Source organism: Piscinibacter sp. XHJ-5 (assembly GCF_029855045.1).
In the GTDB taxonomy this organism is placed as follows: domain Bacteria; phylum Pseudomonadota; class Gammaproteobacteria; order Burkholderiales; family Burkholderiaceae_C; genus Albitalea.
In genome coordinates this window covers 1,741,090-1,753,472 of record NZ_CP123228.1, presented here as the reverse complement: position 1 = coordinate 1,753,472, position 12,383 = coordinate 1,741,090, and the positions used below count along the sequence as shown (strand labels likewise).

Genomic DNA, 12,383 nt, shown 5'->3' with positions numbered 1-12,383 from the left:
CATGGCCGTGGAGGCCACGCAATGGAATCCGCCCGCAGGCCAATTGCCGGATTCTGCTGTCAGCGACGCATCCTCGCGCATGCACCCAAGGCGAGTCCCGCTGCGAAGCCGACGTAGACGCCTGCCAAGCTCGGCCGGCTCAAGCGCCGCTCGAACCCGGGTGTGAGCCGTCTTGGCACCAGCTTCAGGTCCACGACGGCAGCGATGGCCGTGACGGCGACCGCATCCCCGGCGACGCGCGCAGGTGTAACCCGACGATGTCGTGCAAGCAGGAGTTGATGCAAAGCCGCCCAGAACACGGATGACATGTGATGGGTCACCAGCCCGGTGGCCGTGTGCTTCCAGGACACCTCGTCTTGCCGCAGCGACTCGTCCCCGAAGAACCAGTGCGCCGGTGCATTCAGCGGCGCTGCGGCGCTCGCGTTCTCGGCCCGGCCGCGCCAAGCCAGCACCGCGCCGGAAGCCAGGCTGGCAAGCGTGCCCGACCACAGCGCATCGACGGCGTATCGACGCAGGGATGGCTTCAAGCGGAATGTGGATTGCTCAGTCATGCCTCGGTGGCAGCAATGATCGTTCCCGCCCTACCCCATGAAGGTCCTCGTCACCGGCGCTACTGGATTCATCGGCCACACGCTTTGCGAGACCTTGCAGGCGCGTGGACACGAGGTCGTCGGTGCGTCGCGCCGGGTCCGACCGTCGGACGCAGGGATGCAGTGGATCGCCATTGATCTCGCAACCGCCCAGGCCAGTGATTGGCTGGTCCACCTCCGTAGGGTGGACGCGGTGGTCAACACCGTGGGGATCTTCCGGGAAAGCGCGGCCCAGCGATTCGATGACATTCACATCGCGGGTCCAGGATCGCTCTTTCGAGGTTGCGCGGAGGTCGGCTTGCGTCGTGTCGTGCAGGTGTCGGCGCTGGGCGCGGACGACAGTGCCGAGACGGCCTATCACCTGACCAAGAAGGCGGGCGACGACGCGCTGCTCGACCTGGTGCCCGATGCGGTGGTGGTGCAGCCCTCGCTGGTGTTCGGGCCCGGCGGGCCCAGTGCCCGCGCTTTCCTGACATGGGCCAGCCTTCCGGCATTGCCACTGCCGGCCGGTGGATCCCAGCCGCTGCAACCGGTGCACGTCGATGACGTCGTGATGGCGATCGTCGTCCTGCTCGAGACTTCTCCCTCGAGCTGCCGGGGTGCACGCGTTCCCCTCGTCGGGCCCCAGGCGTTGACGCTCGCCGGCTATCTGCAGGCATTGCGCGACTCGCTCGGACTTTCACCGGCTCCGACCATCGGCATCCCGAGAGCCTGGATGGCGGCGGCGGCGCGGATCGGCGATCTGCTGGGCGTCGGCCTGCTGGACACGTCCAGCTGGCGGATGCTGGAACGCGGCAATGCGGCGCCGGCCGACGCCATCACCGCGCTGCTCGGCAAAGCGCCTCGAGCAGCGTCGACCTTCATCGAAGCAGATCATTCCGCCGCTGCTCTGGGCCACGCGCAACTGGGGTGGCTTCTCCCGCTCTTGCGGCTGTCGGTCGCCCTGGTCTGGATCGTCACCGGCATCGTGTCCATGGGTGTCTTTCCCGTGGAGCAGAGCCTGGAGTTGCTGGCGCGTTCCGGCGTCCCGCCATTGCTGCGCCTGCCGATGCTGTACGGGGCCGCTCTGCTGGACCTGGTACTCGGCATCCTGACCCTCTGGCCGATGCGTCGTCGACGGTGGCTGTGGATCACCCAGGCCGGACTGATTGCTTTCTACACCCTGGTCATCACCGTCCGGTTGCCGGAGTTCTGGTTGCATCCTTACGGCCCGGTCCTGAAAAACCTTCCCATGCTGGCTGCGCTCCTCATGTTGGCGATCCTGGACCGCAAGGAGAGGTGATGGAGCACTACGCGATCGTCAAGTGGCTCCACATCGTCTCGTCGACCGTGCTGTTCGGCACCGGCATCGGGACGGCCTTCTTCCTGCTCATGACGACGCGGTCGAAGGACGTCCGCGCCGTTGCCTCGGTCGCACGCACCGTCGTGCTGGCCGACTGGATATTCACCGCGACCACCGCGGTCTTTCAGCCCGTCAGCGGCTTCTACCTGGCCCATGTCGCCGGCATGCCGCTGGGCACGCGCTGGCTCATGTGGTCCATCGTTCTGTATGCAGTGGCGCTCGCCTGCTGGCTGCCGGTGGTCCGGCTTCAGCAGCGAATGCGCGACCTTGCGGAGGCCGCCGCCCGTCTGGAAGAGCCGCTGCCCGCGTCCTACACGCGTGTGTTCAGGACATGGGTTGCCCTCGGGATCCCCGCTTTCCTGGCGTTCGTCGCCATCTTCTACTTGATGACCGTGAAGCCGGCTTGACGGGGCTTCCTGGTCATTGCTCCGGCGGGCACGTTGCCTGCCGCAATACCAGCCATGGATGCCACGGCACTGCTATTGCAGAAGATGCTGTTGCATGGCGTGCTGCCGCTGTGGATGTTGGCCGGCTTCGGCGACTGGCTTTGTCACCGGGTCGAGCACATCGAGCACACCGCCGGCACCAAGGAGTCGGCGCTGCACTGGGCGATGCTGGCCGAGCTGGGCATCGCCATCGCGGCCGCGCTGCTGCTGCAGATCAACGCCGCCGTACTGGCGCTGCTGGTGGCAACGGCCATCGCCCACGAACTGACGATGTGGTGGGACCTGATCTACGCCGCATCGCGCCGCCGCATTCCGGTGCCTGAGCAATGGGTTCACGGCGTGCAGCTCGCATTGCCCTGGGTGGCATTGGTGCTTCTCATCGTGATCCATCGCGACCAGGCGCTGGCCGCCGTCGGTTTGGGCAGCGCGCAGGCGGACTGGCGTTGGCATTGGAAAGAGCCTGCGCTGCCTGCCGGTACGCTGGCCGCGATCGCGTTCGCCGCCGTGCTGCTCGTGCTGCTGCCTTTCGCCGAGGAGTTCCGGCGCTGCTACCGCGCCGACTCGTTCGAGGAGAAGGCCTTTGACCCACGACGATGAAGACAGTTGTCATCACGAATGAAGCGGCATGCCGCTTGCCCAAGCCGCGAAAGACTTCCTGCTTTGGAGGGCGGCCATGAATGACAAGGGAGTGCATCAAGACCTGAACGTCGAAGGCTGCGAGCCAAGCCCATATCCACTGAAAGGAACGGTATGTCCCAACGAACCAGCGCCAACGATGACACGCTGCCTGATGCCATCGCATTGCTCATGTCCGACCATCAGCAAGTCGAGGATCTATTCAAGCGTTACAAGGAGCTTGTCGATTCCTATGCTGACGACCAAGAGAAGGAGCGCCTGGCGGGGCAGATCTGCACGCTCCTGACCGTTCACGCCGTCATCGAAGAGGAGATCTTCTATCCAGCCGCCCGCGGCGCGCTCCCTGACGAAGAGGCATTGCTCGAGGAAGCGCTCGTTGAACATCAAAGCGCAAAGGAGCTGATCTCGAGCATCCAGGCGGCGGGCGCGAGCGACCGCTCCTTCGATGCCTACGTCAATGTGCTGAGCGAGTACGTGCACCACCACGTTCAGGAAGAAGAACAGAGGTTGCTCCCCTTGGTTCGAGCGAGTGAAGTCGATCTAAACGCACTCGGCGCGCAAATGAGTGCCCGGCAGGAAGAGCTCCTGACTGCGGAGCCCGACACGGAACAGGCCTGATTGCAACGCACCAGTAGGCCCGTTGCGAAGGGGGGTCAAGGGCACTCGCGACGTTCCGGCGAATTCGTTCATCGACGGTGCAGATGTCGCTCCGGTTACAGCAAAGTGTTCAAGCGCATCATTGGACGTATGCCTTTGCTCCCTGTCGCCTTGCCGCACTGTCGTGGCCAGTCGTATGGGCGCGGCGTGGCCTCCGGCGGTCGGCCATGAGCAGTCCTCCGCCCCGGCTGCTGACAGGCGGTTCAGACAGCGCCGACGTTCAGCTTCGTCGATCAGCCCCACTCGCCGGACCACCGGTTCGACCGGCAGTTCCGCCCTGTGTCACTGCCGGCCGCAGCACACGCGCGGTCGTTCCCCGGCTATGGCTTCGGCCGCATCGACGCCGCCCGTGGCGGTGGCGATTGGAACGCGTTATGCATGCGGCGTTGCAACATCGGCCAACCACAGGGGCTCGCGCCATGTCGGACACCACGCCCACCAAGTTCTCGCACGTGAGACCCGCCGACTCGAACTGGCGCAGCGACGGCTTGCGCGACTTTTTTCTGTACAAGGACCTGGGCGTGGCTGCGGCGACCAATGGCCGCGTGATCGCACATCTCGTCAAGGCCAATATGGCACCAGAGAAGGGCACCGGTTGGCACCGCCATGAGGCAGAGTTCCACATCGTGTTCATGACCAAAGGCTGGGCCAGGTTCATGTACGGCGACCAGGAGACGCTGGTCGCCGCCGGCGACTGTGTGCACCAGAGACCAGGGGTCGTGCACTATCTCTTCGACTACTCGCCTGACATGGAGTACCTGGAAGTGGTGGGACCTGCCGACTTCAAGTCGATCGACGTGCCCGCGCCGTGCGGGGTGCCTGCCCCCACGCCCTGGAAGTAGCTAGAAGTCCATGTCGAGTTCGTCGATGTCGTCGGGCTCCAGCAGCGCCGCGGCGACCCATTCCTTCATCTCGGGCATGGCCATGATGGTGGCGCAGTACTGCAGGCATCGCGGGTCGAGTTTCACGTCGTAGGTGAGAAACCGCGTGGCCACCGGCGCATACATTGCGTCGGCCATGCCACGCTGCTTGCCGAACAGGAACGGCCCGCCGTAAGTGGCCAGGCAATCGAGCCAGATCTCGGCGATGCGGTCGATGTCGGGTTGCGCGCCGGCCCAGACCTTGTGCCCCGGAAACCGGCGTTTCAGGTTCATCGGCAACGAAGCCCGCAGGTTGGCGAAGCCGGAATTCATTTCGCCGCTGACCGAGCGGCAGTGCGCGCGTGCGATCCGGTCGGCGGGCATCAGGCCGGCATCGGGCTTGATCTCGTTGAGGTACTGCGCAATCGCCAGTGTGTTCCAGACCTTGGCGCCGTCGTGTGTGAGGCACGGTACGCGGATCGACGGCGCCAGCAGCAGCAGTTCCTTGCGGGCGTCGGCGTCATCGGGCGATACCATCACCTCAGCAAAGTCCAGCCCTGCAAAACGCGCCATCAGCCAGCCGCGCAGCGACCACGAAGAATAGTTCTTGCTGCTCAGCGTCAGCGTGGCCCGCGCAGCCTCGGACGGCGCGGACCTGGCCGTGGGCCGGGTTGGTTTCGGACGCCCGGTGCTCTTGGTTTTGCGGGGCGACCCGACCGGCATGGTGCTCTCCAGCAAGGTGTGACGCGGGAAATGACGTCCGTCAATGCAAGCGTTGTGCCACGCGCCGTGGCGCGCTTGTTGCGTGCCCCCTTGCACCGATTTCACGGGCGGAGAGTTCACTACGTATCACGCTTACCAGGCGCATGCCGATCTGATGTGGCCCCTTCGCCACTTCGCCAGGCTGTCGGCGCCGCTGCTGCAAGACCTGAGCTCGGCGCCGCCCATGGCGGCGGCCGCGCGCCATGCCGCCGCGGCTTGCAAGGTGCTCGCGCTGGCCGAGGTGACGCACCAGCGCCCGGCGTGGCGGATCGACAGCGTGACCGGCAAAGGCGGACCCATTCCCGTCATCGAAGAAGCGGTGCTCAGCACCCCGTTCGCCACGCTGTTGCGCTTTCGGAAAGTAGGCGCGCCGCAGCAGCCCAAGGTGCTGGTCGTCGCGCCGATGTCGGGCCACTTCGCCACGCTGCTGCGTGACACGGTGCGCACCGTGCTGCAGGACCACGACGTCTACGTGACCGACTGGCACAACGTGCGCGACACGCCGCTGGAGGCGGGCCGCTTCGGCATCGACGAGTACATCGAGCACCTGATTCAATTTCTGGCCGCAGTGGGCCCCAACGCCAACGTGATCGCCGTCTGCCAGCCCTGTGTGGCTGCACTGGCCGCGGTGGCGCTGATGTCCGAGGACCAGCACGCGGCCACCCCAGCAAGCCTGACCCTGATGGCTGGCCCGATCGATTGCCGCATCAGCCCCACCGCGGTGAACAAGCTCGCCACATCCAAGCCGATTGGGTGGTTCGAAAACAACCTGATCAGCACTGTGCCGTGGCGCTACGGCGGCGCCGGGCGGCGTGTCTACCCCGGATTCGTGCAGTTGTCGGCCTTCATCAGCATGAACCGGGACCGCCACGTCAACACGTTCAACGAGTACTACCGGCATCTCGTCGACGGCGAATTCGACCGCGCCGAGATCACGCGCACTTTTTACGAGGAGTACATGGCCGTGGCCGACCTGCCGGCCGAGTTCTACCTTGAGACGGTGGAGCAGGTGTTCCAGAACCATGCGCTGCCCCGGGGCGTTTTGCGGTTTCGCGGCCGCGCCGTGAACCCGGCGGCGATCCGCCGCACGGCGCTGGTGACGATCGAGGGCGAACGTGACGACATCTGTGCCGTGGGCCAGACGCTCGCCGCACAGGACCTGGTGAGCAGCCTGCGGCCCTACATGCGCACGCACCATGTCCAGCCCAACGTCGGCCACTACGGCGTGTTCAGCGGCAGGCGGTGGCAGAACCACATCTACCCGGTGGTACGCAACGCGATCCACGTGTCGCAGTAACCACAACGGGGCGACGAGTTCACTGCCGCAAAGCAGCCCGTGACGGCAGGCCATCCGGAAGCGGCCTGTTCCGGCGTCCGGTCGACCACAAGGCGAGTGCTGAAATCTTGCGCGGTCATGCCACTTGCTCCAAGCGCTTGGAGGGCGGATGAGTCAGTGCTTCCTGCCGTGCAGGCAGAGCAGCTCGCGATAAGCGCACAGCTCGTCCAGCAGCGACTTTTCGTCGACGAGGATCTTCGCCGTCTCGGTCTCGCCGACGAGCTGGATCATGTAGCTCTGCTCGGCGTTGCCCTGCCGGTCGATGAACGGCCAGCGAAGGCTCGCGAGGTCGGCCAGCTTCGGCTTGGCGCCGATGTCTTCGTTCGTGAGGCCGGGGGCATAGAACATCAGGTGCGGCATGGACATGGTGTGAACCTTCATGTCCGGCGGACTGTTCGTGCGCATCAGCGGCGCGACCATGTACGACAGCCCGGCGCGTTCCGGCGGCTTGTAGGTCCCGCTCTTGTAGCGTCTCTCGACTTCCGCTTTCAGCGCGCCGCCGCTCAGCCCTTGCGCGCGCAACGCGGCAGTGTCCATGATGACCTTCAGGTGCGCCTGGGTCCCGACGGCGTCGTAGCACAGCGGCACGTAGACGTCGTCCCGCAGTTCGCCCCATTCCCACTGCGTGCGTTCGACCAGGCAGGCGAGTCCGCTTGTGCCCTGGCGCGCGAGTCGATAGCCGCTCTTCGGATCGAGCAGATGGACCGAGGCTTCGTTGCGCAGTGCCGGTGGCAGTGCGCTCAGCGCCAGGCGGGTCTCCAGCGGGGCCGGCATCGATTCGAGCACCGGTTCGGCCGCGTGTGCTGGCGATGCGACGGACAGGCCCAGCACCATGGCGGCCAGAATGTGTTGAGTCTTCATGCTAGTCCGCCGCACCGCCCATCGTCAGGTTCACGGTCGTTCCCGTCATCCCGCTCGCCTTGTCGGACGCGATGAACGCCGCCATGTGGGCCACCTCCTCGAGCCTCATCACCCGTCGGGTATGGCTCCAGTTGGCGAGGAAGGTCTGGAACTGTTCCCAGGTTGACCCGGTGCGGGAGGCCTTGAGTTCGAAGACTTCCTGGATCGTCCTCGTTCCCGGCATGCCGTGGGGTCGCAGGCTGACAACGCGGATGCCCTGAGGTGCGAGTTCGGTGGACAGGTCGCGCGTGAGCGCGTCCTTGGCGGCTTGCGCAGACCCGTAACCTCCGTTCAGGGCCGTGCCGGTCCGCCCGGGGAGGGCGGTGACGGTCATGATCACCCCCGACTTGTTCGGGATCATGCACCTGGCGGCCAGGCGCGCCGTCAGGAAGTACGAGGTGGTGTAGCCCGCGATCGGTCGCGAGAACTGCTCCAGGTCGAGCTCGAGCAGCGGTACACCCAGGGCCTTCGCATTCGAGATCCCCACCGCGTTGAACGAGATATCGACTCGCCCCACCGCGTCGATCACGGACTGCAAGTGCGCGTCGATGGCCTCCTCGTCGAGCGCGTCGACCTCCGCGGCCCGCGCGGATCCGCCGGCCGACCTGATGTCGTTGGCGACAGCCTGCACGGACGCTCGCTCCCGTCCCGTCAAGAAGACGTCGGCCCCTTCGCGCGCAAAGGCGCGTGCGACCGCCCCGCCGATCCCGCCAGCGGCGCCGTAGATCACCGCGGCCTTGTCCTTCAGCATCATGTCGGTTCTCCTGTTTTGCGACGTCAGATCCGTCGAAGCTGTAGACACCGCAACGCCGGCAGACTGGGCGCCTCAAACGGACCGCCCAGTTCGCGCCCTGGCCGGTGTCTATACGATGTGGATGACCAGTGGAGGCGAGGACGAGCGTGGCGAATGCCGACCTGATCAGAAAGGCGCAGGCGGGGGACGGCGACGCATTCCGTGCGGCGATCGCGCCGTATCGGCGCGAACTGCAGCTGCACTGCTACCGGATGCTGGGCTCCTTCCAGGACGCCGAGGACGCTCTGCAGGACACGCTGCTGGCAGCCTGGCAAGGTCTCGCCGGGTTCGAAGGCCGCGCCTCGCTGCGCACGTGGCTCTACCAGGTCGCCACCCACCGCTGTCTGAACATGCGCCGCTCGGCCAGCCGCCGCCCCGCGCAGGAGTGGAACGTCCCCGGGGTCGAACCGCCCGAGCCGACCCGGCTCGGCGAAGTCCTCTGGCTCGAACCCTATCCTGACAGCCTGCTCGACGGTGCGATGGACGTGGCGCCCGGCCCCGAAGCCCGCTACGAGCGGACCGAATCGATCTCCCTGGCTTTCGTGACTGCGCTGCAAGTGCTGCCGCCACGGCAGCTGGCCGTCCTGATCCTGCGTGATGTTCTCGGCTTCCATGCCGACGAAGTGGCCGCCATGCTGGAGTCGACCATCGAGTCGGCCAACAGCGCGCTCAAGCGGGCGCGTGCCAGCCTGCAGCGCCGCTGGGCGCCGCCAGCCGCCCACGAGCGGCCCCCGGCCCCGCACTCAGCGGAAGAACGCGCGATCGTCGCGAAGTTCGTCAGCGCCTACGAGTCCGCCGATCTCGACGCCCTGGTGGCGCTTCTGACCGATGATGTCCTTGTCTCGATGCCGCCCATGCCGCTCGAGTACGAGGGCCGCGAGGTCGTCGCGCGCCTCTTTGGCAGCATCTTCGGCGCGGGCCGCAGGTTCGATCTCGTGCCGACGCGTGCCAACGGGCAGCTGGCATTCGCGACCTACCTTCGGACCGCCACTGGCGTGAACCATGGAACCGGTCTGTTCGTCGTCACGCTGAGCGGCGGGCGGGTCAGTGCCATGACCCGCTTCGAAAGCGGCGTGCTCCCTTGGTTCGATCTGCCGCGATCGCTCCCGGGCCGATATGCCTGCTGATCCGCACGGTCGCAGCAAGGCGATCAAGTGGCTCTCCGCGGCACTCAACTCCGTCGAGGCGACAGGCCTACTACTTGACCAGTGGCGCCCTGGTGCCCGTGCTGCCCGGTTGGCAATCTCCGTCCTTGCCGCTCACAGGAGTCCGCGCTCTGCGAAGCTGAGGGCCGACGCCAACGTGTGCGTCAGGAACTCGTCGGCACGACTCGGATCGGCCACACCCGATGGATGGTTGAGGGCCAAGACCACCGCCGCTGCGTTCACCGCCAGCGACTCCTTCACCACCTCGCGCGGGTACACCGACGTCTGCGTCACCGTGCCGCGAAACATCTCCTTGAACGCGATCAGACGATGCTGCGCGTCCAGGAAGATGACGGCGAACACCTTGTGCTCGAGGTTGCCGATCTGCAGGCTCGACCACAGCAGCTAGGGCCATGCCGATGGTCCTGCGCATGGTCCCGACGTTCGCCCCAAATGACGAAGGGTCAGCCGCTACTCGCGTGCTGACCCTCGTGGTGGTTGGTGGGCCCTGTAGGATTCGAACCTACGACCAACGGATTAAGAGTCCGCTGCTCTACCAACTGAGCTAAGAGCCCGAATTCTGCGGCGAGGATTTTATCGCTGTCCTGCGCCGTCTGGGATTCGTTAGATCGTCTGGTGGGTCGTGCAGGATTCGAACCTGCGACCAACGGATTAAAAGTCCGCTGCTCTACCGACTGAGCTAACGACCCAGCAAGCCTACGATTATAGCGTGGTTTCTGAAGGCGCCCTTCTCGGTCTGCACGGCGCAGCGAGCCACGACTCGATGGCGGCGCTGGCCGCCACCATGCCGAAGGTGGCCGTCACCGCCACGCTCGAGCCATAGCCATGGCAATTGAGACTGGCCTCCACATCGCAGGCGCCCGGCGGCGCCACCACCGACTCGCGTGAGAACACGCAGCGGATGCCGATGGGGCCGCTGCGCGCCGCCCCGTGCCGCTGGCGCAGACGCTGGCGCAGCGACGCCAGCAGCGGGTCGTGGGTGACAGCAGCAAGGTCGTCGACCTCCACCGCTTGCGCCCGCTGCTTGCCGCCCGCCGCGCCGACGCTGATGAGCGGCGTGCCGGTGGTCAGCGACCACGCCGCCAGCGCCGCCTTGGCACGCACCTGGTCGCACGCGTCGATCACGACGTCCACCGGATGGGAGAGCAGCGCGGGCCAGTTGCGATCGTCGACGAACTCCTCCACCGCGCGCACCGCGCACCCGGGATGGATGTCGGCGATGCGTTCGCGCAGGGCCTGCGCCTTGGCCATGCCGAGCGTGCTGCCCAGCGCCTGGATCTGCCGGTTGATGTTGGATTCGGCGACGTGGTCCAGGTCGAACAGCGCGAGCTCGGCGACGCCGCTGCGCGCGAGCGCTTCCGCGCTCCACGAACCGACGCCGCCCAAGCCGACCACCGCCACACGCGCCGCCCGCAGCCGTTCGTAGGCCGCGTCGCCGTACAGGCGGCGCAGGCCACCGAACCGGCGCTCGAGATCGGCCGCGTCGGCGACGAGCATGGCAGTGGGCTAGCGCAACGACGCGAGGCGCTCGCGCCCCGCTTGCGCGGCTTCGGACTTGGGATATTGCTTGAGCAGCTCGTCGATCGTGCGGCGCGCCGACTTGGGGTCCTTCAGCTCCACCTGGCAATTCGCGATCGAGAGCAGAGCCTCGGGTGCGCGTGCACCGTCGGGGTACTGGCTGGCCACGGCCCGGAACGAGCTGATCGCGTCCTTGTAGTTGCGCGTGCCGTACTGCGCATTGCCCAGCCAGAACAGGACCGACTCGTTGAAGCCGCTGCTCGGGTAGCGCTTCTGGAACGACGACAGGGCGCCCGCCGCCGCGGGAAACTCGCCGCGGCGGAAGATCGCCATCGCGTCTTCGTACAGCTTCTTCTCGTCGGGGTCGGCCATGAACTCTCGGCCGTCGACGGACACCTTCTGCGGCTCGAAGCGTCGGATGCGATCGTCCACGCCCTGCTGCATGTCCTTGACTCGGCGCTGCAGCTCGGCCACCTCGCGCGTGGTCTGCTCTTCCTGGCCACGCAGCTTGGCGTTGTCGGCACGCAGCGTTTCGATCTGCGCGTTGAGGTCGAGCAGACTGCGCTTGAGCTGGCTGATCTGCTCGGCCATCTGCGCGTTGAGCTCGGCCTGGCGGACGCGCTGCTGCTCGTTGATCTGCTCGAGCTTCTGGCGCAGGTCGAGGATGGCCTTGCGGGCTTCATCATCGTCGAAGAGGCCCGCGTGGGCGGCGGGAGAGAACAGCGCGCACGCGATCGACGCGGCGGAGAGCCAGCGAGGCAGCACGTTCATGGTGGGGTGCTCAGCGGTAGGTCAGCTCGGCGCGGCGGTTCTTGGCCCAGGCCGATTCATCGCTGCCGCTGGCCGCCGGGCGCTCCTTGCCGAAGCTCACCGCCTCGAGCTGCGTGTCTTGTGCGCCGAGCAGCGTGAGCGACTTGGCGACTGCCTCGGCGCGCTTCTGGCCGAGCGCGAGGTTGTACTCGCGGCCGCCGCGCTCGTCGGTGTGGCCCTCGATGGCGAGCTTCTTCTTGCGGTCGGTGCTGAGGACCTTGGCATGCGCGTCGATCGTGGGACGGAACTCGTCCTTGACGACGAAGCTGTCGAAGTCGAAGTAGACGACACGCGGCAGATTGCTCTGCGCCGCATTGGCGTTCTTCGTGAGGTCGACGCTGGTGACCTGCGACTGCGGCGTGCCGCCGGCGCCGGCGCCGGGGTTGACGGCCGTCGGCGTGCGCGTCTCCACCGGCGTCTGCTTGTCGTCGAGCTTGACATTCGAGCCGCACCCGGCCAGGAGGGCCGCGACGGCCGATGCCACGAAGGCCTGTTGTGCAACACGCATTGCTTTCATTGCTGTTTCCTCTTTGTGATGACGCGCTGGACCGCGTCCTGTGATGAAGG

At 66.3% G+C, this 12,383-nt stretch carries 14 protein-coding genes, 2 tRNA genes and 1 pseudogene; 7 read left to right on the top strand and 10 right to left on the bottom strand.

The genetic code is table 11. The features are described 5' to 3' along the window. Positions 1-59: 59 nt before the first annotated feature. On the bottom strand, positions 60-527 hold the full coding sequence (locus P7V53_RS08270; protein ID WP_280155007.1) for a hypothetical protein: 468 nt from the start codon (positions 525-527) through the stop codon (positions 60-62). A gap of 61 nt (positions 528-588) precedes the next feature. Between P7V53_RS08270 and P7V53_RS08265 the strand changes: the two genes are divergently transcribed. The 5 genes from P7V53_RS08265 (at position 589) to P7V53_RS08245 (ending at position 4,513) form a co-directional block, all read left to right on the top strand. Beyond that, on the top strand, positions 589-1,872 hold the full coding sequence (locus P7V53_RS08265) for an NAD(P)H-binding protein (protein ID WP_280155006.1): 1,284 nt from the start codon (positions 589-591) through the stop codon (positions 1,870-1,872). After that, on the top strand, positions 1,872-2,339 hold the full coding sequence (locus tag P7V53_RS08260) for a DUF2269 domain-containing protein (RefSeq protein ID WP_280155005.1): 468 nt from the start codon (positions 1,872-1,874) through the stop codon (positions 2,337-2,339). The genes P7V53_RS08265 and P7V53_RS08260 overlap by 1 nt, the downstream gene beginning before the upstream one ends. 99 nt (positions 2,340-2,438) lie before the next feature. Then, positions 2,439-2,975, top strand: coding sequence for a diguanylate cyclase (locus P7V53_RS08255; protein ID WP_280155004.1), 537 nt, complete (start codon positions 2,439-2,441; stop codon positions 2,973-2,975). Positions 2,976-3,128: 153 nt separating this feature from the next. Beyond that, positions 3,129-3,632 (top strand): hemerythrin domain-containing protein, encoded by a 504-nt coding sequence (locus P7V53_RS08250; protein ID WP_280155003.1) that lies wholly within the window; start codon positions 3,129-3,131, stop codon positions 3,630-3,632. A 458-nt stretch (positions 3,633-4,090) separates the two neighbouring features. After that, positions 4,091-4,513: a cupin domain-containing protein gene (locus tag P7V53_RS08245; RefSeq protein ID WP_280155002.1), complete on the top strand. Its 423-nt coding sequence runs from the start codon at positions 4,091-4,093 to the stop codon at positions 4,511-4,513. On the opposite strand, the gene P7V53_RS08240 is transcribed toward P7V53_RS08245, so the two are convergent. Beyond that, positions 4,514-5,254 carry a glutathione S-transferase family protein gene (locus P7V53_RS08240; RefSeq protein WP_280155001.1) on the bottom strand — a complete coding sequence of 247 codons (741 nt, stop codon included), beginning with the start codon at positions 5,252-5,254 and terminating at the stop codon, positions 4,514-4,516. A gap of 43 nt (positions 5,255-5,297) precedes the next feature. Here P7V53_RS08240 and phaZ point away from each other — a divergent pair, with 43 nt between their 5' ends. Further along, on the top strand, positions 5,298-6,590 hold the full coding sequence (phaZ, locus tag P7V53_RS08235; RefSeq protein ID WP_280155000.1) for a polyhydroxyalkanoate depolymerase: 1,293 nt from the start codon (positions 5,298-5,300) through the stop codon (positions 6,588-6,590). Positions 6,591-6,743: 153 nt separating this feature from the next. On the opposite strand, the gene P7V53_RS08230 is transcribed toward phaZ, so the two are convergent. Continuing rightward, a complete protein-coding gene (locus tag P7V53_RS08230) occupies positions 6,744-7,490 on the bottom strand; it encodes a hypothetical protein (RefSeq protein ID WP_280154999.1) in 747 nt (248 codons plus the stop codon). 1 nt (position 7,491) lies between these two features. Beyond that, on the bottom strand, positions 7,492-8,283 hold the full coding sequence (locus P7V53_RS08225) for an SDR family oxidoreductase (RefSeq protein ID WP_280154998.1): 792 nt from the start codon (positions 8,281-8,283) through the stop codon (positions 7,492-7,494). Positions 8,284-8,429: 146 nt separating this feature from the next. Between P7V53_RS08225 and P7V53_RS08220 the strand changes: the two genes are divergently transcribed. Next, positions 8,430-9,449 (top strand): sigma-70 family RNA polymerase sigma factor, encoded by a 1,020-nt coding sequence (locus P7V53_RS08220; protein WP_280154997.1) that lies wholly within the window; start codon positions 8,430-8,432, stop codon positions 9,447-9,449. Positions 9,450-9,608: 159 nt separating this feature from the next. Here P7V53_RS08220 and P7V53_RS08215 read toward each other — a convergent pair. The 6 genes and pseudogenes from P7V53_RS08215 to pal form a co-directional block, all read right to left on the bottom strand. Continuing rightward, positions 9,609-9,857: pseudogene (locus P7V53_RS08215) on the bottom strand (JAB domain-containing protein); the annotation flags it as partial. Between the two features lie 109 nt (positions 9,858-9,966). Then, positions 9,967-10,042, bottom strand: a tRNA-Lys gene (locus P7V53_RS08210). Positions 10,043-10,101: 59 nt separating this feature from the next. Beyond that, positions 10,102-10,177 (bottom strand) — tRNA-Lys (locus P7V53_RS08205). Between the two features lie 13 nt (positions 10,178-10,190). Continuing rightward, a complete protein-coding gene (locus P7V53_RS08200; RefSeq protein WP_280154996.1) occupies positions 10,191-10,985 on the bottom strand; it encodes a tRNA threonylcarbamoyladenosine dehydratase in 795 nt (264 codons plus the stop codon). A 9-nt stretch (positions 10,986-10,994) separates the two neighbouring features. Continuing rightward, positions 10,995-11,777: a tol-pal system protein YbgF gene (gene ybgF / locus P7V53_RS08195; protein ID WP_280154995.1), complete on the bottom strand. Its 783-nt coding sequence runs from the start codon at positions 11,775-11,777 to the stop codon at positions 10,995-10,997. Between the two features lie 10 nt (positions 11,778-11,787). Beyond that, positions 11,788-12,324 (bottom strand): peptidoglycan-associated lipoprotein Pal, encoded by a 537-nt coding sequence (gene pal / locus P7V53_RS08190; protein ID WP_280156460.1) that lies wholly within the window; start codon positions 12,322-12,324, stop codon positions 11,788-11,790. Positions 12,325-12,383 lie beyond the last annotated feature (59 nt).

Coding starts and splice junctions, on each gene's coding strand:
- P7V53_RS08265 (WP_280155006.1), top strand. CDS start 589: ATGAAGGTCCTCGTCACCGGCGCTACTGGATTCATCGGCCACACGCTT.
- P7V53_RS08250 (WP_280155003.1), top strand. CDS start 3,129: ATGTCCCAACGAACCAGCGCCAACGATGACACGCTGCCTGATGCCATC.
- P7V53_RS08230 (WP_280154999.1), bottom strand. CDS start 7,490: ATGAAGACTCAACACATTCTGGCCGCCATGGTGCTGGGCCTGTCCGTC.
- P7V53_RS08240 (WP_280155001.1), bottom strand. CDS start 5,254: ATGCCGGTCGGGTCGCCCCGCAAAACCAAGAGCACCGGGCGTCCGAAA.
- P7V53_RS08225 (WP_280154998.1), bottom strand. CDS start 8,283: ATGATGCTGAAGGACAAGGCCGCGGTGATCTACGGCGCCGCTGGCGGG.
- P7V53_RS08200 (WP_280154996.1), bottom strand. CDS start 10,985: ATGCTCGTCGCCGACGCGGCCGATCTCGAGCGCCGGTTCGGTGGCCTG.
- pal (WP_280156460.1), bottom strand. CDS start 12,324: ATGCGTGTTGCACAACAGGCCTTCGTGGCATCGGCCGTCGCGGCCCTC.
- P7V53_RS08260 (WP_280155005.1), top strand. CDS start 1,872: ATGGAGCACTACGCGATCGTCAAGTGGCTCCACATCGTCTCGTCGACC.
- P7V53_RS08245 (WP_280155002.1), top strand. CDS start 4,091: ATGTCGGACACCACGCCCACCAAGTTCTCGCACGTGAGACCCGCCGAC.
- ybgF (WP_280154995.1), bottom strand. CDS start 11,777: ATGAACGTGCTGCCTCGCTGGCTCTCCGCCGCGTCGATCGCGTGCGCG.
- phaZ (WP_280155000.1), top strand. CDS start 5,298: ATGCAAGCGTTGTGCCACGCGCCGTGGCGCGCTTGTTGCGTGCCCCCT.